This window comes from Paenibacillus sp. MAEPY2 (assembly GCF_000499205.1).
Classification (GTDB): Bacteria; Bacillota; Bacilli; order Paenibacillales; family Paenibacillaceae; genus Paenibacillus; species Paenibacillus vandeheii.
On sequence record NZ_AWUK01000010.1, the window covers coordinates 136,901 to 162,019 of the forward strand.

General features: G+C 45.7%; 24 protein-coding genes. 15 read left to right on the plus strand and 9 right to left on the minus strand.

Translation table 11 applies throughout. The annotated features are described in order from the left end of the window. The first annotated feature begins 35 nt into the window (after positions 1–35). Complete coding sequence (locus P364_RS0108035; RefSeq protein WP_024629625.1) at positions 36–455, plus strand: MarR family winged helix-turn-helix transcriptional regulator; 420 nt, start codon at positions 36–38, stop codon at positions 453–455. 81 nt (positions 456–536) lie between these two features. Here P364_RS0108035 and P364_RS0108040 read toward each other — a convergent pair whose 3' ends face one another. Beyond that, positions 537–1,034, minus strand: coding sequence for a DinB family protein (locus tag P364_RS0108040; protein ID WP_024629626.1), 498 nt, complete (start codon positions 1,032–1,034; stop codon positions 537–539). A gap of 371 nt (positions 1,035–1,405) precedes the next feature. Here P364_RS0108040 and P364_RS0108045 point away from each other — a divergent pair, with 371 nt between their 5' ends. The 6 genes from P364_RS0108045 to P364_RS0108070 all read left to right on the plus strand — a co-directional run bounded on the left by P364_RS0108045 (position 1,406) and on the right by P364_RS0108070 (position 9,035). After that, positions 1,406–4,465, plus strand: a complete 3,060-nt coding sequence (locus P364_RS0108045; protein ID WP_024629627.1) for an ATP-binding response regulator — start codon at positions 1,406–1,408, stop codon at positions 4,463–4,465. Positions 4,466–4,467: 2 nt separating this feature from the next. Next, entirely contained in the window at positions 4,468–5,772 is a 1,305-nt protein-coding gene (locus P364_RS0108050; protein WP_024629628.1) for a sensor histidine kinase, read from the plus strand. A gap of 78 nt (positions 5,773–5,850) precedes the next feature. Beyond that, positions 5,851–7,005 (plus strand): response regulator, encoded by a 1,155-nt coding sequence (locus P364_RS0108055; RefSeq protein ID WP_024629629.1) that lies wholly within the window; start codon positions 5,851–5,853, stop codon positions 7,003–7,005. 112 nt (positions 7,006–7,117) lie between these two features. Next, a complete protein-coding gene (locus P364_RS0108060; RefSeq protein WP_029880829.1) occupies positions 7,118–7,342 on the plus strand; it encodes a DUF4180 domain-containing protein in 225 nt (74 codons plus the stop codon). Positions 7,343–7,373: 31 nt separating this feature from the next. Further along, positions 7,374–7,856, plus strand: a complete 483-nt coding sequence (locus tag P364_RS0108065; protein WP_024629630.1) for an SRPBCC family protein — start codon at positions 7,374–7,376, stop codon at positions 7,854–7,856. Positions 7,857–7,889: 33 nt separating this feature from the next. Continuing rightward, complete coding sequence (locus tag P364_RS0108070) at positions 7,890–9,035, plus strand: SGNH/GDSL hydrolase family protein (protein WP_373456323.1); 1,146 nt, start codon at positions 7,890–7,892, stop codon at positions 9,033–9,035. Between the two features lie 106 nt (positions 9,036–9,141). Here P364_RS0108070 and P364_RS0108075 read toward each other — a convergent pair whose 3' ends face one another. After that, complete coding sequence (locus P364_RS0108075) at positions 9,142–9,681, minus strand: dihydrofolate reductase family protein (RefSeq protein WP_024629632.1); 540 nt, start codon at positions 9,679–9,681, stop codon at positions 9,142–9,144. A gap of 68 nt (positions 9,682–9,749) precedes the next feature. Here P364_RS0108075 and P364_RS0108080 point away from each other — a divergent pair, with 68 nt between their 5' ends. The 5 genes from P364_RS0108080 to P364_RS0108100 all read left to right on the plus strand — a co-directional run bounded on the left by P364_RS0108080 (position 9,750) and on the right by P364_RS0108100 (position 13,269). Continuing rightward, a complete protein-coding gene (locus P364_RS0108080) occupies positions 9,750–10,658 on the plus strand; it encodes a helix-turn-helix transcriptional regulator (protein WP_024629633.1) in 909 nt (302 codons plus the stop codon). Positions 10,659–10,922: 264 nt separating this feature from the next. Further along, entirely contained in the window at positions 10,923–11,189 is a 267-nt protein-coding gene (locus tag P364_RS0108085) for a CD3324 family protein (protein WP_024629634.1), read from the plus strand. Between the two features lie 159 nt (positions 11,190–11,348). Then, positions 11,349–11,894: a GNAT family N-acetyltransferase gene (locus tag P364_RS0108090; RefSeq protein WP_024629635.1), complete on the plus strand. Its 546-nt coding sequence runs from the start codon at positions 11,349–11,351 to the stop codon at positions 11,892–11,894. A 208-nt stretch (positions 11,895–12,102) separates the two neighbouring features. Beyond that, the gene (locus tag P364_RS0108095) at positions 12,103–12,660 is read left to right on the plus strand and encodes a class I SAM-dependent methyltransferase (RefSeq protein ID WP_024629636.1); all 558 of its coding nucleotides are present in this window, start codon (positions 12,103–12,105) and stop codon (positions 12,658–12,660) included. 27 nt (positions 12,661–12,687) lie between these two features. Next, on the plus strand, positions 12,688–13,269 hold the full coding sequence (locus P364_RS0108100; RefSeq protein WP_024629637.1) for a hypothetical protein: 582 nt from the start codon (positions 12,688–12,690) through the stop codon (positions 13,267–13,269). On the opposite strand, the gene P364_RS0108105 is transcribed toward P364_RS0108100, so the two are convergent. After that, entirely contained in the window at positions 13,261–13,617 is a 357-nt protein-coding gene (locus P364_RS0108105; RefSeq protein WP_024629638.1) for a winged helix-turn-helix transcriptional regulator, read from the minus strand. The two genes, P364_RS0108100 and P364_RS0108105, sit on opposite strands and share 9 nt — an antisense overlap. Before the next feature lie 153 nt (positions 13,618–13,770). Between P364_RS0108105 and P364_RS0108110 the strand changes: the two genes are divergently transcribed. After that, positions 13,771–14,379: a flavin reductase family protein gene (locus P364_RS0108110; RefSeq protein WP_024629639.1), complete on the plus strand. Its 609-nt coding sequence runs from the start codon at positions 13,771–13,773 to the stop codon at positions 14,377–14,379. 130 nt (positions 14,380–14,509) lie between these two features. Here the strand turns inward: P364_RS0108110 and P364_RS0108115 are convergent, their stop codons facing one another. From P364_RS0108115 to P364_RS0108135, 5 genes are all read right to left on the minus strand, one after another. Beyond that, positions 14,510–16,327, minus strand: a complete 1,818-nt coding sequence (locus tag P364_RS0108115; protein ID WP_236642189.1) for an AbfB domain-containing protein — start codon at positions 16,325–16,327, stop codon at positions 14,510–14,512. A 396-nt stretch (positions 16,328–16,723) separates the two neighbouring features. Next, a complete protein-coding gene (locus P364_RS0108120; RefSeq protein WP_024629641.1) occupies positions 16,724–18,169 on the minus strand; it encodes a DEAD/DEAH box helicase in 1,446 nt (481 codons plus the stop codon). Between the two features lie 123 nt (positions 18,170–18,292). Beyond that, complete coding sequence (locus P364_RS0108125; RefSeq protein WP_024629642.1) at positions 18,293–19,246, minus strand: SDR family NAD(P)-dependent oxidoreductase; 954 nt, start codon at positions 19,244–19,246, stop codon at positions 18,293–18,295. Between the two features lie 98 nt (positions 19,247–19,344). Further along, positions 19,345–19,956, minus strand: coding sequence for a TetR/AcrR family transcriptional regulator (locus P364_RS0108130; protein WP_024629643.1), 612 nt, complete (start codon positions 19,954–19,956; stop codon positions 19,345–19,347). Between the two features lie 129 nt (positions 19,957–20,085). Then, complete coding sequence (locus P364_RS0108135; RefSeq protein ID WP_024629644.1) at positions 20,086–20,379, minus strand: hypothetical protein; 294 nt, start codon at positions 20,377–20,379, stop codon at positions 20,086–20,088. A gap of 436 nt (positions 20,380–20,815) precedes the next feature. On the opposite strand from P364_RS0108135, the gene P364_RS0108140 reads away from it, so the two are divergent. Continuing rightward, positions 20,816–21,754, plus strand: coding sequence for a macrolide 2'-phosphotransferase (locus P364_RS0108140; protein ID WP_024629645.1), 939 nt, complete (start codon positions 20,816–20,818; stop codon positions 21,752–21,754). A gap of 36 nt (positions 21,755–21,790) precedes the next feature. Further along, positions 21,791–22,471 (plus strand): hypothetical protein, encoded by a 681-nt coding sequence (locus P364_RS0108145; protein WP_024629646.1) that lies wholly within the window; start codon positions 21,791–21,793, stop codon positions 22,469–22,471. A 106-nt stretch (positions 22,472–22,577) separates the two neighbouring features. On the opposite strand, the gene P364_RS0108150 is transcribed toward P364_RS0108145, so the two are convergent. After that, the gene (locus tag P364_RS0108150) at positions 22,578–24,866 is read right to left on the minus strand and encodes a 5'-nucleotidase C-terminal domain-containing protein (protein ID WP_024629647.1); all 2,289 of its coding nucleotides are present in this window, start codon (positions 24,864–24,866) and stop codon (positions 22,578–22,580) included. Positions 24,867–25,119: the final 253 nt, after the last annotated feature.

Genomic DNA, 25,119 nt, shown 5'->3' on the forward strand with positions numbered 1-25,119 from the left:
TGAGGGCTGTTGTTTATTTTTCCGAGGAGGATCGCATGGAAGAAAAAAATATTTTTGAACTCATACACAACATGGATAATTTCACCAATAAATTGATTATACAGTGGAACAAATCGTTCAATGAGGACCTCGGCGTCTCTCATGTGCTTGTACTCAGTCATATCAATCAAAATGGAAAAAGCCGACCTTCGGATATTGCAAAACTATTGGGCCTGACCCCGCCTACGCTCAGCTATTTAGCCGATAAGCTGGTAGCCAAGAAATTAGCCGTCAGGATCGCAGATGAAGCGGACCGCCGTATTATATATTTGAACATTACCGACAAAGGGACCGAAGTCCTTGAAAGAGCCATCTTGGAGGGACAGAAGCTGCGCAAGGAGTTATTTGAGAAATTGACCAAAGAGGATCGGGCACAATTAGTAAATATTTTTGAGAAGATGAATCGGGAAGATTGAATTATAGCCTGAGCCTTTGACATAAAGGAACCAGGCTATTTTTGTGTGATAATACAAACTATTCAGGAAAAATTCCGTTCATTAAGCAGGGAATCCGCCTCCTGGTGGCGGCCATGCACCGTAGAAGCGACGCAGCAGCACAATCTCGCCCAGATGGTACGAGTTATGAGATGCGATGTTGCGCAGAAGTCCGGCTTTGGTTTCGCCTGGGAAATACGGCAGGGGGTCATCCAACTGAACCGTTTCAGCAATCGTTACCGCTCGATCCACCCCATTCAGGAATGCCTGAATATCCTTCTCCCACGCGGCTTCATCCTGAGGGCCTGTCTCTTCAGGCCAGCTCTCCATCACGTTAGCCGGAAGTTGTGGCTTTCTTCCTTCCAAGTGCTCCAGCATAAATTGCTGCCAGTAATGCATATGTTTCACCAGTTGATAGATACTGTAGGGCATATGTTCATGTTTGCGATTAGCTAATTCTACGCTAATGTCCGGTAGAGCGCGTTTGATTCGAATATGTCCGCGTTCTCCGACTAGTGATTTCACCAGGGCTTGTCCGAATAATTGGTTGGCCTCCGACATGCGGAATCATCCTCTCTTTGTTCATCTGATTGAGCTAATGGATATGTGATTAATAGTATACAATTAAATTTTATAAAATTAAAATAAATCGACACCCGTTAAAAGCAGTCGATGACTGTAAAATGACTTCAGAACCATAAGAATCCCTATGATATAATGCTGTTATATATAGAGATGGTTTATGATCTCTGGAGTGTAGAAGCAGTATAGGCAGTATAGGCTTTTGTCTGCCAGAATGGAGAGAGACTCAAGTAAGCGGAGAGTCAGAAAAAATACATATGCAATCTTTACATAACTCTTTACAACATAAACCAAGCTCACGTTACAAACACATGGCCATCCTTATTATTTTTTTGGGTGTCTTATTGACAATGCGATGGGCATGGTCTGTTATTTTTTACGTTTCCAATGACCATATGGCTGTACAAGGCGTTCTCGACCTGCGTGGAGTGGACCTGGATAACTCTCCCGCGATGTTCGCCAATGGAGAATGGGATTTCTATCCCGGAGAGCTGTTGACACTCAGGGACATTAAGGAAAGAGAGGAACAAGTGAGTACTATCGTTGTTCCTGGTTCATGGCGGGATTCCCTCCATCAAGAGGAAGGAAGTTCATTCGGATATGGGACGTATCGACTTCGTATTTTGACTGAGCCGCTGCAGACACCTCTCGAGTTCTGGTTTAAGGATATTCAGAGTTCATCCGAGATTGAACTTAACGGAGAAACGATTGGTGGGGCAGGACGGATGGCGACGAATGAGGAAGACTACACGCCAGATAGAACCTCATACATTTCCACCTATGAGCAGGCTGGAGCTACGTCAATGGATTTGGTCATTCGTGTCGCCAACTATGATCACCCCTACAAAGGTGGAGTCGTTAAACCTGTGCGTTTTGGTTCTCAGGCCGCAGTGGAATTCGTACATGGACATTCTGTCGCCTTCCAGCTGGCTATTTTTATTATTCTCATTTTTCATACTGTTTACGCTGCTATTCTGTATGCATTACATCCCCAGGAAAAGGCTCTTTTTGTTGCTGCGATGCTAACCCTGACAGTAGCCATCACGATTATAGTTGGTCATGATAATATACTGCTGCATTGGCTTCCCATTAATTTTACCTGGAGTATTAAAATAAGAGTGATTTCTGTATTGTGGCAAAATGTGTGCATTCTCTTATTATTCCAAAGGTTATCCGCGGTCAACCTGCATAAAACATGGCTCCGCTTTTATTTGATTGTAACGATCATCTATAGTGTTACCTTGGCCGTGTTGCCTGTCAGGACAGTCTATACCCTCATTCACTACAATCTGATTAATGCACTTATGCTGGCATCCATTGTGTGGTTTGGGTATCTCGTAATTCAGATGATGATTCGAAGTCAGAAGGACCATGACCTTATATTTCTGCTGCTTACTGCTGCAGGCATTCTGTCCAACGTATTATGGAGTGCCCTTGAAAGCAATCAAAGCCGCAGTACTGTATATTATCCGATTGATCTTGTTCTGGCGATTATTGGTTTCTCTTCTTACTGGTTCAAGAAGTATTTCCGGAATGCCAGGGAAATAATTGATTTGTACACAGAGTTGAAGAAGGCAGACAAAATTAAAGACCAGTTTCTTGCCAATACTTCACATGAGCTTCAAACGCCACTGCATGGCATTATGAGTATTGCGCAAAATCTGGTTACCCAACAGAAGGATCGACTCGATCAGCGCAGTCTGAAGGATATGGAATTATTGATTACCATCAGCCGGCGGATGTCTAATCTGCTGGGAGACCTGCTTGATGTGGTCCGTTTGAAGGAACAGCACATTGTGCTCAAGCAGGAGCCACTGTCCATTCAGTCTGTTGTACCTGGAGTTATTTCAATGCTGCAATTCATGGTGGATCGAAAACCCGTCAGCCTCAGGGTGGAGGTGCCGGAGTCCTTTCCTTTCATTTGGGCAGATGAGAAGAGACTTGTTCAAATTTTATATAATCTGCTACATAATGCGATGAAGTATACAGAGGCAGGAACCGTCTCCGTGCGTGCGGAAATCCATGAGGGACGTGCGTTTATACACATTGCAGATACAGGGATTGGCATGGATGAGTCCACCTGTCTACGGATATTCCTTCCTTACGAGCAAGGGGCTTATGGAATCAATGATGGACAGGGAATTGGTCTTGGATTAAGCATCTGCAAGCAGCTTGTGGAACTACATGGTGGAGTACTGACAGTTCAGTCTCAGCCCGGGAAGGGCTCCGTGTTTAGCTTTGATGTGCCGATAGCACAGGGGGTTAGTGTCTCACATCCACAGTTTGTTCGGACAGAGGAAGAGGCAGCGAATACGAATCACGATACCATGGATCAATGGGGCAATCATGCTTCCGATGAACGGATGGAAGTGGCTACCGGGTTGGAGCATCTGCCGCCTTCACATGAGACTACAGCTTTCATTCTTGTGGTTGATGATGATCCGGTTAATTTGGATGTCCTCGCAAGTATGCTATCCACCGAAGCCTATACCATTGTTACTGCCCACTCGGGACAGGAGGCCATGGAGCTGCTTGGAACACGACAATGGGATCTGCTTATCGCAGATGTGATGATGCCACAAATGTCAGGATATGAGCTAACACAGAAGATCAGGGAACTGTTTTCAATGTCAGAATTACCTGTGTTACTGTTGACCGCACGGAGCCAGCAGCCCGATATTTATACGGGCTTTGCTTCCGGGGCCAATGATTATGTAACGAAGCCTGTAGATGCGCTTGAATTAAAATATCGAATCCGGGCACTGATCACATTAAATCATTCCATTAAGGAACGATTACGCATGGAAGCTGCGTATTTACAGGCTCAAATCCAGCCGCATTTCCTGTTCAATACTCTCAACTCACTAATGGTATTAAGTGATATCGATACCGAGCATATGAGGAAGTTGGGCGAAGCCTTCTCATCCTATCTGCGAATTAGCTTCAATTATCTGAATACCGGTGAATTGGTGAAGTTGTCCCACGAGTTGGAACTGGTACAAGCTTATCTGTTTATTGAACAGACACGCTTTGAAGATCGGTTGACGATTGAATGGAATGTGGAGCCGAATTTGCAATTGACCCTACCTCCGCTGTCTATTCAACCATTGATCGAAAATGCCGTTAGACACGGACTGTTAAATAAGAAAAAAGGCGGTACGGTGTATCTGACTATTGCTCAACAAGAAGGGTATACCCGTATTGAAGTAAGGGATAATGGCATAGGTATGTCGCCGGATAAGGTTGCCCGGTTGCAAGATGCCAGGCTGAATGGAACTGGCGGAATCGGTATTGCCAATACCCATCGCAGGTTAACCCAATTGTACGGCGGCAAGGGATTAGTGATTGTGAGCAAGCTGGGTGAAGGGACGATTGTATCGTTTGATATTCCGATGGTAGGTGGATTATGAGCATGCGCAATTGGGTTCGAAACGAAAATGTGCAAATGTTTGCTGTTGCTCTTGCTACAGCTGTAGGAGCGCTATTTAAAATAAATCCTTTTCGGGAGGATTACTTCCGGATTGGTCTGGGTGTAAGTATCCTTTTATTTTTGCTGATGATTATGCCACATCTGTCTTATGTGAAGACGGGTATTTTGGCGGGGATTGCGAACTTCATCTTTCAATCGGCTGATTTACTGAATCATGTCCATTCGATCTCAATCATCGAAAGCATGCAGGATAATCTGGGCGCGGGAATATATTATGTCGTATTCACCTATGGCCTCAGCAAGTTCAAGAACAGATTCCATGAGATACCGCCTCTTCTGCTGGGTGGATTAATTACGTGCATTGATTTTTCATCTAATCTTGTGGAGCTTTTCATTCGCGGTGTATTGAGTGGGACAAATATCTTTTATATGAAAGAATGGCTTTATCTGCTGGTGGTCGGTGGTTTGCGAAGCTACTTTATCATCGGGCTGTATAACAGTTTTGCGGTGAGGCAGATGCGATTGCTGCATGCTGAGCAGGAGAAGCGAATGGAGCAGATGCTGAGCGTTAACTCAGGTCTGTACGGTGAAGTCTTTTATCTGAAGAAAGCCATGAATACGATTGAAGGCATTGCCGTAGACAGCTACGACCTTTATCAGGATCTCAGAGAGCAGGACTTGAACCAATATAGCCAGCGGACGCTCGGCATTGCTCAACAGATTCATGAGGTCAAAAAGGATTCCCAACGTATCCTGGCAGGTCTGTTGAAATTGTATGATAGCGAAAAATCAGTGAATATGAGTCTTTCCGAGGTACTGAACTTTGCGACCAAAGGAAACCGGAAATATAGTGAAATGCTGAGCAAAAAGATTGAGATCCATATGGAGCAGCAATATGATTGCGACTCCCCTTACTACATTCCTCTCTTAACGGTGATGAACAATCTGATTGCTAATGCCGTGGAAGCCATTGAGAATGAAGGAACGATCCGGATTCGGGTTTTGCAGCAGGATGGGGATGTGCTTTTTGAAGTCATCGATTCTGGAAAAGGGGTACCAGAGGCGAAGCGAGACGTGATCTTCGAGCCAGGGTATACGACCAAATTCAATGAAGTGGGCATTGCAGCGACCGGAATCGGCCTGTCCCATGTACGTGATATCGTTCAGTCCCTGGAAGGACGAATCAGTGTGGAATCGGCTCCGCAAGGCGATAAGGGCTCCGTATTTGTCGTATCCATTCCCAAAGCGAATTTAATTAAGGATGCCCATGGTCAAACTCACATGTAGGCCATGGGTTTTTAAGTATACTGCTGTGCTATAATGATGATTAAATTTGATGACAGCTGGGTCGAGGAGGAAGCTCCTGTGAAAGTCATATTGGTTGACGATGAACGATTGGCACTGATTGGGCTTAGAAAATCGTTAGAGCGTGAAGTAAACGGAATTGAAGTTGTTGCTACATATTCGGACCCAACAGAGGTGATGACAGGTGTACTTATTCATCGGCCTAATGTTGTATTTCTGGATATTCATATGCCGGAAATCGATGGATTGGATCTGGGTCGGCAGATTCAGGCAGCGGCACCGGGAGTCGAAATTATTTTTGTGACCAGTTATGATCAATATGCTGTACGTGCGTTTGAGTTGTATGCGTTGGACTATATCATGAAGCCGATTCAACAAGGGCGTCTGCATCAAACCTTATTACGGGTAAAAGAAAAATTAAAATTAAAGCGTGCGAATATAACGCGGGATTCCAAGTTGCCGTTAATTTGCTGTTTTAATCAGCTGCAATTTAAGTTGCCGGGTATGGACACACAGACTGTCAAATGGCGTACCAGCAAAGCACAGGAATTGTTCATCTATTTACTTCATCATCGCAATCAGATCGTTTATCGCAGCACGTTACTTGAACTTCTCTGGCCGGAACTTGAAGAGTCCAAGACGTTACATCAGTTGTACACGGCAATCTATCATGTACGCCAAACGCTAAAAGCCAACAATATGGATATGATCACGATTCAGAGCGGACACCTGGAAGCGGGATACAAGCTTGAAATCGGGGATGCGCAAGTGGATACCGAGCTATGGGAAAGCGAGATGCGACAATGGAAGGTCGTGGACGCTAGTACGGCCGACGCTTATGAACATGTGCTGAGTCTGTACAAAGGCACATATCTCGGGAATTATGAGTATATCTGGGCCGAACATGAACGGGAAAGACTTCGCTATTTATGGTTGTATCATATGAGACAGCTATCTGAATTCTACGAGCAGCAGGGGATGCAGAGAAAAGCGATCGAGATAACTGAATGTATCCAGGATATGCTTCCTAACGATGAAGAGAGCTGCTTCACACTCATGAAACTATATGATTCGATAAATGAGGTTATCGGTGTAGAGGAACAGTATCGTCTTTTAACTACCAGAATGCAACAGGATTTGGATATGCCGGTCAGTGAACATATCAACGAATGGTATCAAAGCTGGAAATCCGGTGCCCATAGCATTGGAAAGTAATAGCCTAGGAACCCATATCGAACAGAACATATCATTCGTTATAAATATATACTGATCCTGCTGCTTATTTTGGTGCATTAATTGGGATTATCGAGGGGAAAGGTGAAATAAAATGAATATAACCATTGATCAACAGGGTAGCTCCAAGGTTGCTATCATCGAAAGTAGCGACATCATCATTAACAATGTTCAAGATGCACTGGATTTGATGGCTTCTGTGAATTACACGGATGATGCTCATAAAATTCTGATTAATAAATCCAACCTCAACGAAGATTTCTTCGAACTGAAGACCAAACTTGCAGGTGACATTTTGCAGAAATTTCACATTCTGTAGTCCATCTATCGTAATGGAGGAGGTACATGATATGATTGCTGATCTGAAGCAAACCCCAACTGGAACCATTGCCCGTTTCGAGCGTCATTGGAAGCATTCTGTAGAAGAGGTATGGTCTTATTTAACGGATAACGACAAGCTGGCAAAATGGTTCACCGAATTGCAGGTGGAGGAACTGCGGGAAGGCGGAGTGATTAGGTTTAATATGCCGGATGGTACGTTCCTGACTCTTCAAATTCTGGACTTTGTGCCGCATTCTATTCTCGAATTTACATGGGCAGAGGATCAGGTTCGATTTGAATTACAACCGGAATCGGATGGGTGCCGGTTGCTGCTAATCGAGAAGATAACTAAGATCACAAGCCATACCCCCAAAGATCTTGCCGGATGGCATGTGTGCCTGGACGTAATTGAAGCGCTGTTGGATGACCGCACACTGGAGTCGCGTGAAGTTGAATGGAAAGCTTGGTTCGAAAAATATCAGAAGCATGTTGAAGAGTTCCAGTCAATGTAGTCACAGGATACTGCCCCTCTGTGGGCAATGATCATGAGGGAGGAATGGTTCGTGAAGCCGAATGCCAAGTTACGAACTTATGCGCTATCTGATGTGGAGAATCTCAAAATACACGGAAGAACAACCGGAAACCGGGCACCTTCAACGTTGTTTTGGACAGGAAGTGCAGTTGAGCTTAATGTACGGGGTGCAGAGCTTTGGGTAGAGATCGAATCCAATTACGACATGTACGAACCATGGATTAGCATCCTGATCAACGGTGTTCCGGTGAGCAGACAGATGTTAACGGCGGGAAGGTACTGGGTCTGCGTATTCCGTGGCATGAACGAAAATGTGGTGAAAAATGTACGCATCGTCAAAGATGTACAAGCCATGAATGGAGATCCGGGTTGTTCCTTGCAGATTCATGCGTTGAGATCGGACGGAGTATTCATGCCTGTGGAGGAAAAGCCTTATAAGATCGAGTTCATTGGAGACAGTATTACCTCAGGAGAAGGCGCGATTGGAGCCACAACGGAAGAGGATTGGATTCCAATGTGGTTCAGTGCCATACATAATTATACGGCCATGACGGCAGACGCGTTGAATGCAGAATATCGTGTGATTTCGCAGAGCGGCTGGGGTGTACTAACGAGTTGGGATAACAATCCGAATGCGAACATCCCTGATTATTACGAGCAAGTCTGTGGATTGGTGACCGGAGATCAAAACAAAGCACTTGGCGCAGGGGACAAGCATGATTTTAAATCCTGGCAGCCGGATGTAGTGGTGGTGAACCTGGGAAGCAATGATGGAGGAGCCTTTCAGACACCTGAATGGAAAGATCCCGTTACCGGAAAGGTATACAAACAACGCCTGAACGAAGACGGCACGTACCATGAAGAAGATCTGGCTGCATTTGAGAATGCCGTGACCCGATTCCTGACCCTACTTCGAAAAAACAATCCAGAGGCGCAGCTCGTATGGGCATACGGCATGCTTGGATTCCCGATGATGCCAGCGATCTATCGTGCTGTTGATGCGTATACGAAGCAGTCTGGAGATACGAAGGTCTCGGTTATACAGCTACCCAATACGACCGAGGCGACAATTGGAGCCAGAAGTCATCCGGGTGAGTTGTCTCATCGAAGGACTGCTGATGCGTTAGCGGAATATTTAAAGGAAATTCTGAAATTTTAATTTACAGTTTAAATCGGCAGAGCCAGACCTCTCTTTTAACAAGAAAGGTCTGGCTCTGTTTTTTTGCCTCTTGTATATCTGAGGAGATGATTAAACTAAACTGCTCTTATTTTCCTTCTACCTGATAGCGGATCGAAACGATCTGTCCCAGCGTCTGCGTATGAATCATTCTGAAATGGGAGGGTACCGTTCCCGTTGGAAATAGGGGAATGCCTTCACCAAGGATTTTCGGAATAATGGCAATCTCAACCTCTTCAAGCAGTTGATGTTCCAGAACGGCTTGGACCAGCTGGCCACCACCTACAATCCAGATATCTCCGTTGGAGTCTTGTTTCAATCGGGGAATCAGGTTCTCCACAGCCTCGTCCGTAAATTGTACATGTGGCGCAGGGGCTTGTTTGGAACGGGAAAGTACATACGTCGGACGGTCCGCATAGGGGAATTCATCCGACAACTTGAGCACCTCTTCATACGTAAGTCGTCCCATCACTACCGATCCAATCGTTGAATAAAACTTGCCATACCCGTTATCGCCACCATCGCCTTCCACATCGAACAGCCAATCCACCGAACCATCCGGCCTTGCAATGTACCCATCCAAGCTCATCGCAATGTATAACACGACTTTATGATTAGACATATCCATCGCTCCCTTCTGAATTATATGATACACTCTAACTATGACAAAAGTTGACGTAGTTAGGTGAGGTGAATATGAATAATCGAAAACTCGCATTGATGCGACTTATGGATTCGAGAAAGAAATTTACGGCTCGTGAATTGGCGGAGCGATTTCAGGTGTCCATCCGTACGATCCAGCGTGATCTGAATGATCTGCAGGAACTTGGATTTCCTTTGTATACAGAGGTTGGGGTGAACGGGGGTTACCGAGTGCTTCCTAATCGGATATTGCCACCCCTTCAACTTACACAGCATGAGGCGTTGGGTCTTTTTATGATGATTGAATATTTGGAGAATGTACCGGATTTTCCGTATGGATCGATTCGTGAGCATCTGGCCGAGGAATATTATTCAACTTTACCTCAGGATGTACAGGATCTGATTACACGTATGAGACAGCACATTACGTTTCTTCAACATCATGCTGTGCAGGCCGAGGCGTTAACAACAGAGATATTAGGCGCGGCAGTCGATAAAAAAGAGATTGAATTTATATATCATTCCCGGCAGGGACATAAAAAAGTAAAGGTTGTTCCCATCGGCATCTATTATGATCACGGGTATTGGTATATGCCGGCCCAGAGGAAGGATCGGGTACTGTTGTATCGGGTGGATCGCATGCAGGAACTGGTTATGCTGGATTCGATCGACGAGTCGGTTCCAAGTCTGCAAGAGTGGCTGAATTTCAAGGAAAACAGAGAAAGCGTGGAAGTCGTGCTGCAATTCACGGATTTTGGCGCGAGACTGGCAGGATCAGATGTACTGTTCAAGTCGGTTGAAGGTAATGAATGGCGAGGACTGGTTCCGCCAGAGGAGTTTCCTTTTACAGCGCGGAAGCTGCTCTCCTATGGGCCTGAGGTAAAGGTGATCGAGCCGCTGGAGCTGCAACAACAAGTGAGAGAGATGCTGGAACGGAGTTTGAAGCAGTACAATATATTATAAAAGGATATCGCGTTCTCATATGGAACATATAAGAGTACCATGAAAGTACCTTATTATAGGATTCACCGAATGGGGGGCTACCATGATTCAATTCATAAGAAGTTTCGCGATCCGCTCTATGCAGAGTCCATGCGATGAACAACGGCGGTTGTTTGCATAGAGCTTGAAATCCTTTTCCGCCACACCAGTATAGTGGGTTTAAGAATTGTTCATCGGTTGACTCTGCTGCCTTAAAGATTTTAACTTTTAAGGAGCGGAGCAAATATGAAATATATTAACGCAGACATGATCTTTCCGGAAGAGTTGTTGAAGGAAATCCAGCGCCATATCCCTGGCGGATTGGTGTATATCCCCAAACCGAAAGAAGCCCATCAAAAGTGGGGCGAGGGTTCTGGAAGCAGGATGCTTTTGAAGCAAAGGAACGATGAGATCCGCCAGCTATTCGCTGCGGGGATGTCCATTGACCAGCTTATAGAACGATTCTGTTTATCGATCGACAGTATCAAGAAAATTGTCTATTCCAAAAAGTAATTTAAAGTTTAGAGCCGCATTCGAGAAATCGAATGTGGCTTTTTGTGTAGGAATTGGTTTAAATGATTTGTTGCCTATATTGTGCAGAAGAAGAGCAATACAATGAGATTATAGGACTGTTACTAACAACACATTACGTCAGCTGTAGGGGGAGCCAAATTGAAAATTGATGTACAATTAACGCATAACAATGAGGCACACATCATCAAAAACATGTACCCTCTATACCTTCATGATTTATCCGGACATTATGGTCTAAATGCAGAACACACTCCGAATCAACATGGGATTTTCGAGGAGAGTAATGATTACCAAACGTTGCAAGATCAATATGATGTCCAGAACATATGGTGGGAAAAACCGAACGTTCTCTATGCATTTTTAATTAGAGTAGATGGTGTACCAGCAGGTTTTGTATTTGTAGCTACCGCGCCTCATTGTTCGGCAGATACGGATTTCTTTATAAACGAATTCTTTCTGATGCAGCCATTCAGAGGTGTGGGGATTGCAGAGTATGCTGCAAAAGAGGTATTCCAGAGATATCGGGGACGATGGGAGTTGTTCACGAATCCTTCAGAGAAAAATAAAGTAGGTCAACACTTTTGGCGAAAGACCGTATCGAATTATACGCAAGGAAACTATACGGAGCTGCAGGATCAAACCTATGATGGCGAAAAGTTAATCTTTAGATTTTCAAATCAGTAAACGTTTGGATATTTTAGTTTGATTATATTTAAGGGCCTAAGGAGTAATCCGATAGGCTCTTTTTTGTGCTCTTCAGTTCCATGTTCTATGCGTTTACCCCGGTATATTCGCAAGCTTTATCCACTCGGAATATGATGTAGCATGCTCTCAAATTCGGATTTAGGATTCTACACTAATCTTAGGAAATTGAACGTAGGGGGCAAACGAGATGGAGTGGTTATCCTTTTTGAAGCAGTACATCGAGGGCCCCAGATGGATTGGAGCTATTGCTCCCAGTTCGAGATATTTGGCAACGATAATGGTAGAGGACATCGAATTTGACCGTGCATCATGCATTTTGGAGTATGGACCGGGTACGGGGGTGTTTACGGAAATGCTGCTTGCGAACATACAGCCAGGGACGGTCCTGATCCTGATTGAAAACAACGCCCGCTTTTGCCAGTTGCTTCGCAAAAAGTACGGTCATCTTCCGAATGTGCACATCATTCATGATTCTGCCGTGCATGTCGATCAGCACATACAACAATATGGACTGGACAAGGTTGATTACATTGTATCTGGATTGCCTTTTGCGAGTCTGCCTGCGGAGACATCACTGGACATTTTAGCTAAATCAAGGCAATATTTGAAACAAGATGGCAAGTTCATTACTTTTCAGTACACGTTACTTAAACGGGGATTGCTCAAGCAATTTTTCGAAAACATAAGCATGACAAGGGTATACCGTAACCTGCCGCCTGCTTATGTATTCAGTTGTAGTCGGTAACAAGAACGCACAGGATGGAGGATGATTTTGCGTAAATTAAATTATATCATTGGAACAGTTACTCTGATGTCTATCATAATGATGGGGTGTAACGAGTCCAAAAAAACCGAAAGTATTCAAGAGCCAGCTCCATCTTCACCTAGTCAGTTGAGTATATTGTCGAACCAAAAGGCATCTGCCCAGGAAGAGCAGCAGGCTCTTGAAATGACCTTGGAATATAAAAAGGCGGAGTTTGCAGTCGATAACACGGAGGATGAAGAATTATTAACCGTAGAAAAGGTGCTAGCCAAAAAAGAGATATTGAAGCCTTTCCTGACTGAACGGAATCTTGAAAGATATAGTGTGGGGTTGCCATTTCAGGTGGCAGACAAAGAAGATGCGTCACTGCATGCTGAAGATATAAAAGCGAAGATTAAAGAAAGTAAAAACGATTGGATGCTCGTGGAGTACACGCTGAATTTGGTATTTACGAATTATAATGGAGAAGAAACGAAGACCATTCCGTTAGAAGGGGAGATTACCTTTTTACAGGAACAAGGGGAATGGCGCATTCAGGACGACACATACAATATGAAGGCATTCTTAGAGATCATCAATAAGTCATTGTAATTCATCTAGGCTCTGTGTGTCCGGTACGTTGTGTACTCCCCATTTGCATATTTCCTCAAGAATCGGCATCAGACTCTTACCTCTTATTGTTAAGGAATACTCGACCTTCGGTGGTGTCTGGTCATATTCCACTCTCTTCACAACATCATCGCGTTCCAGATCATTCAGTTGGGAGGTTAGCACTTTGTACGTAATTCCAGGGACACGTCGCTTGAGTTCTCCGTACCGTGTAACCCCATGAAAGGCAAGTTGATACATGATCTTCATCTTCCACTTCCCGCCTATAATGGACAAGGTGTAGTCAAATGGAGTTAGTGCTTCCTCCTTGGTTGTACTTAGTTTATCCATCGTAGATACGCTCCTTCGAGTAGGTACGCACTTTGAAGTGCGTACTTTTTTTGTACTGAATATGTGTATATTCTTAAATCAACTATATTGGTCCCATTGTATTTTGTAAACCGATGGAGCCGCGGATGGGAATGGAAGAAAGGACGTGAAGGATTGCCAAAACATAATGCAAAGGAGTTTGTAACAGGAGATCTCTCTGTAGAGGAAATGTACAAACTGATGATCGGTTCGGTGGTACCGCGGCCTATTGCGTGGGTTTCCACGAGGAGCAAGGAGGGGGTTCTTAACCTGGCGCCCTTTAGTTTTTTTACCGTAGCATCGCGAAACCCGCCTACACTGCTCATTTCCATTGGACCAGGTGTGGGCAATAGGGAAGGTACCGTCAAAGATACACTGGTTAATATCCGAGAGACGGGGGAGTATGTCATTAATGTGGTCCCAGCATCGTTGGTAGAGTCGATGCAGCGATCGTCTGCTGACCTGGCATCAGAGGAAAATGAATTTGAACGAGCAGGTGTTACGCCTAATCCGGGCAAATGTGTGAATGTGCCTTCCGTGCTTGAAGCTCCGATTGCCTTTGAACTTACACTGGATCGGATTATTGCGGTGGGTACAGATCATCTGGTCTTGGGGAAGGTAGAGCAAGCTCAGGTTGAGCATGAGGCATATGCGGGTGATTATAAAATAGCAATAGAGAATTGGCAGCCGGTAGCCAGTCTAGCTGGAGATTATGCCTTAATCAAAAGGGCATTTACCGTATGAAACGGGACCTAATCAGCCCCTACTAGAAATTTTGGACAGATAAAAGGGGCCATGTCTCCAGTTATGAAACTGAAGAAGGGACCCCTTTCCTGAAATGCAGAACGCTCAGTGCTCATCCCCAATGGTTAAACTAAAAATCGGTTCGCCCAAATGTAGCATCGCCCTTCACCGTTGCACTACTGGAGGCATTGATGGCGTCCAGCTGCAATACATAGTCGTAATGCCGGATGTAGTATCCAGGCTGGCTGTACGACTGAAGTGATACTTTGGTGCTGTCTGCCCAGCCTTGACTGCTCAGAAACGTGGCATCTCCTTTATAGGCGTTTGAATCCGCGTAAGCTTCAAGTACGATTTTGTTGCTGGCATTGCGCTTTAGGAAGTAGCCCGGGAAGTTGATGGACTCCAGTGATATCCCGGTCGAATTTGCGAGCCCTGGTACAACGCGGAACTGGGAGTCCAGCACAGGGGAGACGTTAGCGTCGATCCGGGCGGTGAAGTTGGAATGACGGATGTACCGATCCGGATAATTGAAGGAACTGAAACGGCTGTAATTTGTCGCATCAGGTGCTGCTGGCCCTAACATTTTGACCTCATGCAGGGTTGGGGTGTACCAGTTGCCCGGGTTGTTCCACAGGACAGCGTTGACCATATTAATGCGTACATAACGGGCGGTAAAATGAACAGCGTCGGTTGTAAACCCATAGGTAGTGTTGCTGGTTCGATCCAGCGTGGAGTAGTTGACGCCATCGTTGCTGATTTCAATTTTGTATTTATAATAGCCTTCTGAACCTTTATACATAAACCAAGAGATATCGATCTCCGTGATGGTCTTCGGTGCGCCAAAATCGACCTGCCACCAGGCGGGCCAAGTATTGGACGAAGCGGCCCATGAGGTCTGATAATTGCCATCATTGACATTGGATGCAGATGAGCCGGAGGCTGTGGAGATGGCGGTAGCTGTTTTGCCTTGGGCGTGATTCACAAGAGAAGGTGGCGTTACCGTGCCTGTTACAGCATCGATATTCCACTCTTTGTACCACTCTAGTGAGGCACTGCCGTTTGAATCATTCAGGGTCAGTGGCAGCCAGATGTGCTTATGCTCACCAAGATTGAGTGGATTCCAGCGGTCGCCCGTATAAATATAGGATGTGGTGTTGCTGCCTGTAATCGTGGCAATATCATGGATTTGTGAGCCGAAGGCTGATGGATTGCCATAAGGTGTAAGAGCGGACCACGTACCTGTCATGGACGATGCGGTTGCATACGCGCCCTGATTCGGATACCAGCCAGCAGCTTGGGAGGTGAAGAGGTAGTAGCGATTGCCTTTTTTCACAACGGCAGGAGCTTCACGATAGGCATTCTCAAATTGCCAGCCCACAAAGGATTCCACACCGGTATAGCTGGCGTTCATTTTGAAAATAGCCATCGTATCATTGGCCCCGCCATTCTTGCGGGAGGCTGTAATCAGATAGCCTGTACCGTCTGTATCTACGAAAACAGTCATGTCACGTGACTCATAATCCAAAGGCCGAAAACTTCCCTCATACGTGAATTTGCCGTTTGGAGTGCTGCTCGTCGCTACCGCGACCCGCCCTAGATTGTAGTCCGTGCCGTTCTCGTAATGAGCCCATAACACATATTGCTTCGTGGAGGCATTGTAGATGACCTTGGGTCGTTCGATTTTGCTGGAGGCCAGCTCAGTTGCAGAATCCTTGGTCAGGATGGCATTGCTGAACGTCCAGTTCTTCAGATCGGTTGAAGTATAGACGTTGACACTGTCAAACTTGCCGCTGACCGCATGTTCGCCGTACCAATAATACATGCTGCCGACTTTCAGAATGTTTCCGCTATTGGCCTGAATCGGGTTGCCAGCGGTATCCAGCCAATCGGAACCATTGGTGATGGTCACGCTTGCGGCGCTAGTTCGTTCGGGGTGAAGGCCAAACATGGTTAGCGTGAGCGCGAAGACTAGAAACCAGACTGCTTTCCTGTTACCCATTGGATATACCTCCTATGTTCGAACTAATATAGAGCGCTTACAATTTGATTGTAATAAAAATCAATTCTAGTACAAGTGAACAATGTATACTCCAATGAACAAATGGGGCTTTTACCAGTGTATAGCGGCAATAGCGAGTCATTTATCCACCGAGAATTGTATCAATCGGGAATTGTCGCTTTGGCCTTGTACTGTATCCGTCCAACATTCAGGCTGTAAAGACAAAAAGACCGGGAGTCCCAAGACTCGCCAGTCTATTTCATATATGGTTTTACCAAAGAACCTTTCCTAGAAAAACTTTAGTTATACTTCTAATAAGATGGAATCAACCTAAGGTAACGGGAGTTATTTATGACCTTTGCGAACCTTGAGCTGCATGCGTTTTATCGTTGTCGTTTGCATAACCTCAAGCACGAGAGGGCCTTTGCCGTTCAGAATCTCCACATCGGTTACATTATCCAGAATGGTAATAATCCCGATGTCGTCTGCAGTAACGCCTTCAATCTTGGCGATGGTACCCACGAAGTCTACTGCACGGAGCTTCTTCTTCTTGCCACCGTTGAAGTTCAGTTTCATGATCTGCTGGTTCAGCTGTTCACGCTTGTCCTTTTTGCGTTCAGGCACAATCTTCAATCGCTTCTCGAACTCTTCCCGGCGACGGTCAACAGCTTCCTCGGAAGGAGCTTTAACGACAGGGATCTCAAATCCGATATAGGATTCGATCTCAGCCAGACGTCTGCCATCCTTCGGTGTAACCAAAGTAAAGGCTTTACCTGTTTTCCCTGCGCGACCCGTACGGCCTGTACGGTGCACATATCCTTCTTTTTCCAAAGGAATATCGTAGTTGATGACATGGGTAATATTCGTGATATCAATACCTCGTGCGGCTACATCAGTCGCAATCAGATAACGGAATTGTCCTCTTCTGAATGCATTCATCACTTCGATGCGCTCATCTTGTTCCATACCTCCATGGATGCGATCCGCTGGATAATCGAGGTCAGCCATGACACGGAACAGTTTATCCACGTTCTCCTGCGTACGACAGAACACGATACAGCTATCCGGATTCTCGACAATGAACAAGTCCTGAAGCAGCGCCGTTTTGTTCACCTCTGGAACGTGAATCACAGCATGTTCAATCGTGGCTGTGGTAAGACCACTTGCCTTGATCTCAATCTCCACCGGATTGTTCATGTATTTGCGTGACAGCTTGGCTACATCTTCCGGGAACGTAGCGGAAAATAACATTGTCACCCGCTCGCTAGGCAGTGCCTGAATAATGGCTTGCACTGTCTCGATAAAGCCCATATTCAGCATCTCATCGGCCTCGTCAATGACAAGGTAGGAGATCCGATCCAGTGGCAGGGTGCCGCGTTCGATGTGGTCCAGTACCCGTCCAGGTGTGCCTACAGCGACATGCGTTCTTTGTTTTAACTCGGCTTTTTGAACATGAAAAGGGGACTGACCGTATAATGCGGTTGCTTTAATACGTTTAAAACGACCGATATTGGTAATATCTTCGTTAACTTGCAAAGCCAACTCGCGGGTTGGTGTGAGAATCAAAGCCTGAGGCTTATTTTCGTTCCAATCCACCAGCTCACAGAGCGGAATGCCGTAGGCGGCTGTTTTTCCGCTACCTGTTTGGGATTTGACCACAAGATCTTTATTTTCAAGGGCTACTGGAATCACTTTGGTTTGAACCTCCGTTGGGGTTTCATAGCCCAGGCTATCCAGCGCTTTTACGATTTCTTCGCCAAGTCCATAATCTTTAAATTGTTGCTTACTCATCGTTAACCTCTTTTACGTTAGTTTTGAATACTCTACATACAAGCATTGCACCGTACATTTATCGTATACCTCTTTATTATACTCTATATACAGGTGGGTTAACGGAGTAATTCACAATGATGTTTAAATCGTATTATGCAAACCAAGTCTTTCTGAACTCCAGTCCCATAATTCTAAGGCGCGTTCGGGGCTGTAGGATTCCTCGGAAGAAGGGATTTTCTTCGGTCCATCCCAGTACGTTCCCTTCAATTCGCTTATAGGTTGATGTAATACGAGACTTGAAAGGTCAATTCCTGATTGCCTGGTGGTGCGTATGCCAGCATTAAAGAAACGCATCAGAGGCATTACATAATTCCACATGAAACGAAGGAGCGGGCGATACTCTCTGGCGAGAGCGGAACCTTTGCCAGGCATCATCCCAGGATTAAATGCAGCGACGGCAACAGTTCTTCCAGATTGTTGGACTTGGCGGGCGAGTTCATATGTGAAATACAAATTGCATAACTTCGATGTTGTATAACGTAGTTGTCCCCGGGCAGAAGGAGAGAGGTCTGAAAGTAATTGATCGGACTGGGCTGGATCAGACATGATATTGGGATGAGCATAGCGAGGAGCGGGCATACCGGTTTTGGCTCCGGGATCATGCGTGTCACTGGATACAACGATTATTCGCCCCTGTTCCTGAAGCGACTCAAGCAGCAAGCGGACGAGCAGGAAATGCCCCAGATGGTTGACTCCAAAGGTTGCCTCGACACCATCCGTAGTGGATTGTGTATTTTGCACAAATTGAGACCCGGCATTGCAAACGATGGCATAGAGGGGTGGAAGATCGGTTTGTATATATTGCGCTGCAAGTTTCCTTATGGATGCCGTTGAAGCCAAGTCTAGCTCCATAGCCGAAATATTGGGGTTACTCGTAGATTGGATCAACGTCTGCACTGCAGCGTTTCCTCTACTTAGGCTGCGAGAAGCAATAACGACATGCCACTTTTGAGATGAAGCGATCACTTTGGCACATTCATATCCAAGACCGGTATTACCGCCTGTAATAATCACTGTTTTATTGGGTTTACTCATGGATTACACTCCCTTGAATGAATTTATATTAAATACGATACTGTATCGTATCGTTAATTGTCAATAAAAAAAGGTCCTGCTAATTAGCGGGACCTCAATCATTTGGGTTGTATTCCGTTTAAAATCATATCAATACCGCGTTTCAGTTCGTTATCCAGATCGGATGAAGTTGGTTTGAGCAAGAGCTGATACATAATAAAACCGATTATAAAATCAGACACCAGATCCAGATCTGTATCTTGACGGAGTTTTTCTTTCGGGATATAACGTTCAAGCAGACTGGAGATTTCCTTGGTCTTCGGCAGTGAATGGTTTTCCCAGTACGACTCTGAAATCTGTGAACTGCCAGATAGGGTAGAAATCAGCAAAGAGAGCATCTGCTTCCCAAGCGGATTGTTCATCTGATGGGCAAAACTTTGGGCCATTTCGTACAACACTTCATGTAGTTCGCCTTGTACAGCTGTGCTGAACTCTGGCTTGACACGTTCCAGTGCATCCACGACCAGCGCTTCCTTGCTGCTCCAACGCCGATAAATTGAGCTTTTGCCTACGCCTGCGAGCTGTGCGACAGACTCCATACTCAGTTTCTCCACACCTACTTCGCCAAGTAAGGTTAGCGTGGCATCCAGTATGCGTTTGTGAACTTCTGTACTCCTTGGTCGACCGCGAGAAATGGGATTCTCCTGATCTGGGGGTTGCTTAGCGTCCATGCGAATCCTTCCCCGTTCCTTATAAGATTATTTCGTTATTATAACATATCATCTGTTCAATCTTGTGTTAATGGATGACCATCCTCATAGCGCCAGCCTGGGGAGGGAGTGATGTTGCAATGGAGTTACCTATCCATACATCAGTACTTCGCCAACCAGTGTTGCATCCAAAGGTACAGTGACGGTCTCTCCTTCAATGATGAGTTCGGCATTTGGATGAAGTGAAATCAAGATGGGTCCTGATTCAATACCGCTATCTACTTCATTATCGATGAGGACCTGTCCCTTTTCTTCATAAAAATCCGTAATTACCCCACTTACAGCTGGCTTCCCCTCCCTCTTTTCCGCGGCTTCTTCAGAACATCCTAACGTTAGTAGAAGCAAAATAAGCGGTAATAAGGATAATCTTCGTACAGTGGACATCTGTTGCTCACCTCATTTTTTTGTAGTGTTATCTTTACGTATGACGGTTTTTGAGCTTTCAAAGTTCCTGATCATCGCTGAAAAAGAACGGAAATACCTCAATTTGATCTGGAATCAGAAAATGGAATATGTTAACATATGGGTAACTTACAGAACGGAGGGATACGTGTGGCAAATTTTATCCGATTGAGATAGTATGGCGAAACATTTGTTTGCGCTTGCTGTATTTCTGCCTGTGTGCAGCTCATCGGGATCGGTTTGCCTATTTACACGTATGCCGCTAGTCGTGAAAGAATCGCTCTTCTAGAGTGGTTCTTTTATGTACTACTATTTTTTTGCGAGCATTCAGGTATACCCAATTTTCGAAATGGACTGCACAGGCATGAATAAATGTCTGTGTTTTTTAATTTTATGGAGGAAAAGGGGATTACCCGATATGACAAAATCGAACGTGAATGAGCATTTGGAATTTCAAAAGAAATTAACATCTTTAGCTAAGCAGAATGGGCTTCGGATTGCTGAGGAATCCATGAAAATCAATGAGTCAGGTATGGACTTTCGCGTAGCGTTTGTCACCGATGAACAGGGACAACAGTGGATACTGCGCCAGCCGCGGCGCGAGGATGTATGGGAAAGGGCAGAAAATGAGCTCAAAGTGCTGGAGGTTGTAAAAAGCCATCTGCCAGTAGAGGTACCGGAATGGCGGATTTGTACGCCGGAACTGATCGCTTATCCTTTACTTGATGGAGAACCGATTGCGGTCGTTGATCCGGCAGGGGGAGGATATGCATGGCGATTTCCGCAGGAAAGCTTATCTGATCATTTTTTAGATTCGCTCGCTGCAACACTCGCGGCATTGCACAACATTGATCCCGATGAGGCGGTAAAGGGCGGAGTGCCAAGCAAGACGCCTAAGGAAGCTCGTGAAGCTTTTGCAGCCAATATAGAGGAGATTAAACAAAGCTTTGAGGTGCCAGAACAATTGGCTAAGCGGTGGAAAACGTGGCTGACAACGGACAGCTATTGGCCTGAACACTCAACGTTCAATCACGGTGATCTGCATCCGCCGCATATTATCGTCGACGATACCCAACGGGTAACCGGGCTGATTGATTGGACTGAGGCGGAGATTGCCGATCCGGGAAAGGATTTTGTCATCTATTATGCGCTCTTTGAAGAGGAAGGGTTGCGGGATTTGCTCAATCGCTATGAGAAAGCAGGGGGAAGGACATGGCCCCGGATGCTGGAGCATATTCGGGAGCAGTGGGCGGCATACCCGGCAATCGTTGCACAGTTTGCACTAATCACTGGGGAAGAGTCCAATATGGAAATGGCAAGAGGTATGCTTGCGAGCTGGGATGTGAAGCGGGATTAATAGAAGGCGAGAAAACGCTAGTGAGGAGAAGGGTGCGTGACACAACTTCGTGTAGTGTGTTGGTTGTTTGTAATCACGTTAACAGTGGGTCTATATGGTTGCTCTGCCCCTTTTTCGGAAGATGATGAATTAGATGTTCTCTCTCAAGATCGGTTACAGGAACTGAGGGAGGAGTATCCATTATCGCCACAGTCTCTTGTGACTCCATGGATGAAGAAAGTGACCTTTAAAGAGATCATGGACTTTGCAGATGCAGTTGTGGTGGCAGAGGTTGTCAGCGTTCTGCCAAATTTCAGTATGGTGTTGCCCACCGAACCAGATACACCCGAACGCAAAATGACAGAAAAGCAGGAGAGTACGGGAATGACTCCCTACGAAGCTGAGTTCATCTCTTACGAAGTAAAGGTGAAGGAAGTGATTACAGGAGGAACTGTAGCCAAGGAGACGTTTCTGTTCTATAACGCAGCGTTTGCAGGGATCGAGCCAACACTTAAACCTGGACAGAGAATAGTCACAGCGATCAAAAAGGGTGTAGAGGCAGAGCAACGGGGAGGTTATTCCTTCTCTCGTTATGGTACGTACTATATCGTTGAAGGCGATTATGTCCTTTCTGCCTATGAGGGGTTCTCGAACAAGGCACTTGAATTCACCAAACAAACGAATGGAATCAGGCTGGAGAAGTTTGTGAAAAGGGTTCGAAGCTTGGCGCAGGAGTAGATGTGTGGCTCCCAACATCCAAAAAAAGAAAAGGCCTCTTCCACATGAATTGTGGGAGGCCTTTCTTATCAAATTGATTTATTACTTGGAGTCGTAAACTGTCATTCTATTTCAGCATACTTACATATTTTCCGTAGACATAAGCTGCGCGGCCATCCAGTTTCACTTTTACCCAACCATACTTGTCTGTACTGATCACCTCAAGAACAGTACCTTTTGGTACGGCAGTAACCACTTTGGCTTTGGATGAAGCGCTGGAGCGTACATTCAGGTAGGCAGCAGTAACCTTGGCTTGTTTGCCTTTTACGACTGTACCCGGTTTACCTGTGCTTGGTGATGTCGATGGTTTGCCGGGTTTCGATGTGTCTGGTGTCGGTTTTGGTACAGTTGGTGTTGTCGGCTTTTCAGGTGTAGTCTCTTCTTCACCACTGCCAGCGACCGCTTTGCGAGCTTTATTCAGCTCTTGATAGAACTCACCCTTGGTTTTCACGCCAGAGAATTTCGCTATACTTACGTTCGCTTTGGTGGCGAGAGCATTCATTTCTTCTTCAGTCACCGCATCCAAAATGTTAATGGACGCAATATTGGTATACTTGCCATCTTCCGTTGTCGGAACAGACATGATGCCATCATTAATCAGCTCTACGATATCAGCACGTGCAGGTGCTGTCAGGTCTACGCCGGTGATTTTCCAGTTGTGCTGGATTTTCGGCTCGTAGACGCCTTTCATAACATCTTTCAAGTAAGCAATGGACAGATTACGGATCGTACCTTGAATCTCGCCAAATGCGGAAGCATCCTTGGAGGACCACAGCTGCTTGAACTTACGGCCTTCCAATGCACCACCCTTGGCAATCAGTGCTTCCATCCGATAGGCGTTCATGCCAAGCTTTATTGTATCGTCTTCTTTGACCACTGTGCCGTTACTGTATTTGAGATTCGTGATCCGACTGCCGTAAGGCTTGGTCAGGTCAATCTCATAGGTTACTCCACCGAAGAAATCGTCGGTGCTATATTTGGAAGCGCGCCGTTTCGGATCAAAGCTGATCGTCACATCGCCAGGGCGTGTGGAGTTAAAATAACCCGCAGACCATTCCATGTAGTCCTTCAGATCATGTCCGGTCACTTCATATACCGTTACTTCTCCGAAGGCATATTGATAGTTGAACGCAATGTCCTTCTTTTTGATCGGTCCGACATCCAGCTTGGCCTTATCGTTATCGATCTGGTGAGCAACAACGTCGGCATCGCTATAATGCAGCATAACTTCGGTGAAGAAGTCGGAGAGAGGTGTCTCTTGGATCTGCACGGCAGGAATGCCTTTGATCTCATCCGCTGGTACCAGGTTGGTTCCTTTCAGCTCAGCCACTTCAATGTTGGCATCGGCACGAGCGAACTCGTGGAACGGATGCAGTGTATCTTCCAGTCCGGGATCGGACACTTCATAGGAGCCATCGGCTGCTTTTACAGCGAGTGCTTGAGCTTCCTTGCTTTTCAGTACAACCTTATCGCCTTCTTTGGCAAACGTCAGATCGATTCGCGAAATGTGTGAACCGTATTTGTTCGGCTCGGAGATCAATACACCGTTAACCGTCTGGGATTCAATCAGGGTATGCATATGTCCGGCAAAGATGGCTGCCAGCTCGGGGTTGGCATTGGCGATATCCGTCACCCCGGTGCCCGGGTTCCCGTTCTCGTTGTCCAGTCCCATATGCATGAGTCCAACCATGACATCCACTTTGCCTTTTAGCTCGGCGATGGCCTTCTTGGTCTCTTCCACCGGATCTTTGACAATGATGCCGTCCAGGTGATCCGTACCTTTCTCGAACTCGGTAATCATAGGTGTGTTCATTCCGATGACACCAACTTTGATACCGTCTTTCTCAATAATCGTATAGGCTGGCATGTAGCGGTCGCCGTTTTCTTTGAAAATGTTACCTACCAAGGGTTGTCCCTTGAACTGTGAGGAAATCTTCTCTAATACGTCCATTCCAAAGTTAAATTCATGATTTCCCATCACCCATGCGTCATATTTCATTTCGTTCATTGCGACCATCATGGGAGATTGCGGTTGATCGTTGAACAGTTCAGCCGAGTTGTCCTGAATCATGTCGCCTGCATCCAGCAGGATTGTATTCGGATTCTCAGCACGTACTTTTTTCACGATCGTATACAACTGCGTCATGCTGCCCGTCGGATTCGGCCCGTCCAGAGCGTAGTCCCATGGCATAAATCGGCCATGAATGTCCGATGTGCCGAGCAACGTAATCTTGGTTTCCTTGGCTGCTTCGGCAGCTTGAACCGGAGTGGCAGCGAAGGGTGCAAAGAGGATGGAGGCACATAAAAGGATCGATAAGGGCCACCCGGCATAACGTTTCGGTGAAAATTTGCGCATGTTGTAATCTCCCTTGTTATCTAGTGTTATGTAAAGATATGTGTCATTGGAGTTAATACTAGATAAACATTTGGTAAATGTAAACCACAAAATGACAAATAAAAGAGACTGCTCTTTATCATTTCATGGAAACACCACAAGGAATGATCGGAGCAGTCACTACACGTTTCTCTATATGTTTAAACTTCTTCCTCAGCAGCACCCAAATCATATTTAATTGTACATGACGCTTGGCACTTCAGTATGAAAATGT

What these genes read in the sequence shown, in the direction of transcription:
- P364_RS0108035 (WP_024629625.1), top strand. Translation starts at nt 36, where the DNA reads ATGGAAGAAAAAAATATTTTTGAACTCATACACAACATGGATAATTTC.
- P364_RS0108040 (WP_024629626.1), bottom strand. Translation starts at nt 1,034, where the DNA reads ATGTCGGAGGCCAACCAATTATTCGGACAAGCCCTGGTGAAATCACTA.
- P364_RS0108045 (WP_024629627.1), top strand. Translation starts at nt 1,406, where the DNA reads ATGCGATGGGCATGGTCTGTTATTTTTTACGTTTCCAATGACCATATG.
- P364_RS0108050 (WP_024629628.1), top strand. Translation starts at nt 4,468, where the DNA reads ATGCGCAATTGGGTTCGAAACGAAAATGTGCAAATGTTTGCTGTTGCT.
- P364_RS0108060 (WP_029880829.1), top strand. Translation starts at nt 7,118, where the DNA reads ATGAATATAACCATTGATCAACAGGGTAGCTCCAAGGTTGCTATCATC.
- P364_RS0108065 (WP_024629630.1), top strand. Translation starts at nt 7,374, where the DNA reads ATGATTGCTGATCTGAAGCAAACCCCAACTGGAACCATTGCCCGTTTC.
- P364_RS0108070 (WP_373456323.1), top strand. Translation starts at nt 7,890, where the DNA reads ATGAGGGAGGAATGGTTCGTGAAGCCGAATGCCAAGTTACGAACTTAT.
- P364_RS0108075 (WP_024629632.1), bottom strand. Translation starts at nt 9,681, where the DNA reads ATGGATATGTCTAATCATAAAGTCGTGTTATACATTGCGATGAGCTTG.
- P364_RS0108080 (WP_024629633.1), top strand. Translation starts at nt 9,750, where the DNA reads ATGAATAATCGAAAACTCGCATTGATGCGACTTATGGATTCGAGAAAG.
- P364_RS0108085 (WP_024629634.1), top strand. Translation starts at nt 10,923, where the DNA reads ATGAAATATATTAACGCAGACATGATCTTTCCGGAAGAGTTGTTGAAG.
- P364_RS0108095 (WP_024629636.1), top strand. Translation starts at nt 12,103, where the DNA reads ATGGAGTGGTTATCCTTTTTGAAGCAGTACATCGAGGGCCCCAGATGG.
- P364_RS0108105 (WP_024629638.1), bottom strand. Translation starts at nt 13,617, where the DNA reads ATGGATAAACTAAGTACAACCAAGGAGGAAGCACTAACTCCATTTGAC.
- P364_RS0108115 (WP_236642189.1), bottom strand. Translation starts at nt 16,327, where the DNA reads ATGTTTGGCCTTCACCCCGAACGAACTAGCGCCGCAAGCGTGACCATC.
- P364_RS0108120 (WP_024629641.1), bottom strand. Translation starts at nt 18,169, where the DNA reads ATGAGTAAGCAACAATTTAAAGATTATGGACTTGGCGAAGAAATCGTA.
- P364_RS0108125 (WP_024629642.1), bottom strand. Translation starts at nt 19,246, where the DNA reads ATGAGTAAACCCAATAAAACAGTGATTATTACAGGCGGTAATACCGGT.
- P364_RS0108130 (WP_024629643.1), bottom strand. Translation starts at nt 19,956, where the DNA reads ATGGACGCTAAGCAACCCCCAGATCAGGAGAATCCCATTTCTCGCGGT.
- P364_RS0108135 (WP_024629644.1), bottom strand. Translation starts at nt 20,379, where the DNA reads ATGTCCACTGTACGAAGATTATCCTTATTACCGCTTATTTTGCTTCTA.
- P364_RS0108140 (WP_024629645.1), top strand. Translation starts at nt 20,816, where the DNA reads ATGACAAAATCGAACGTGAATGAGCATTTGGAATTTCAAAAGAAATTA.
- P364_RS0108150 (WP_024629647.1), bottom strand. Translation starts at nt 24,866, where the DNA reads ATGCGCAAATTTTCACCGAAACGTTATGCCGGGTGGCCCTTATCGATC.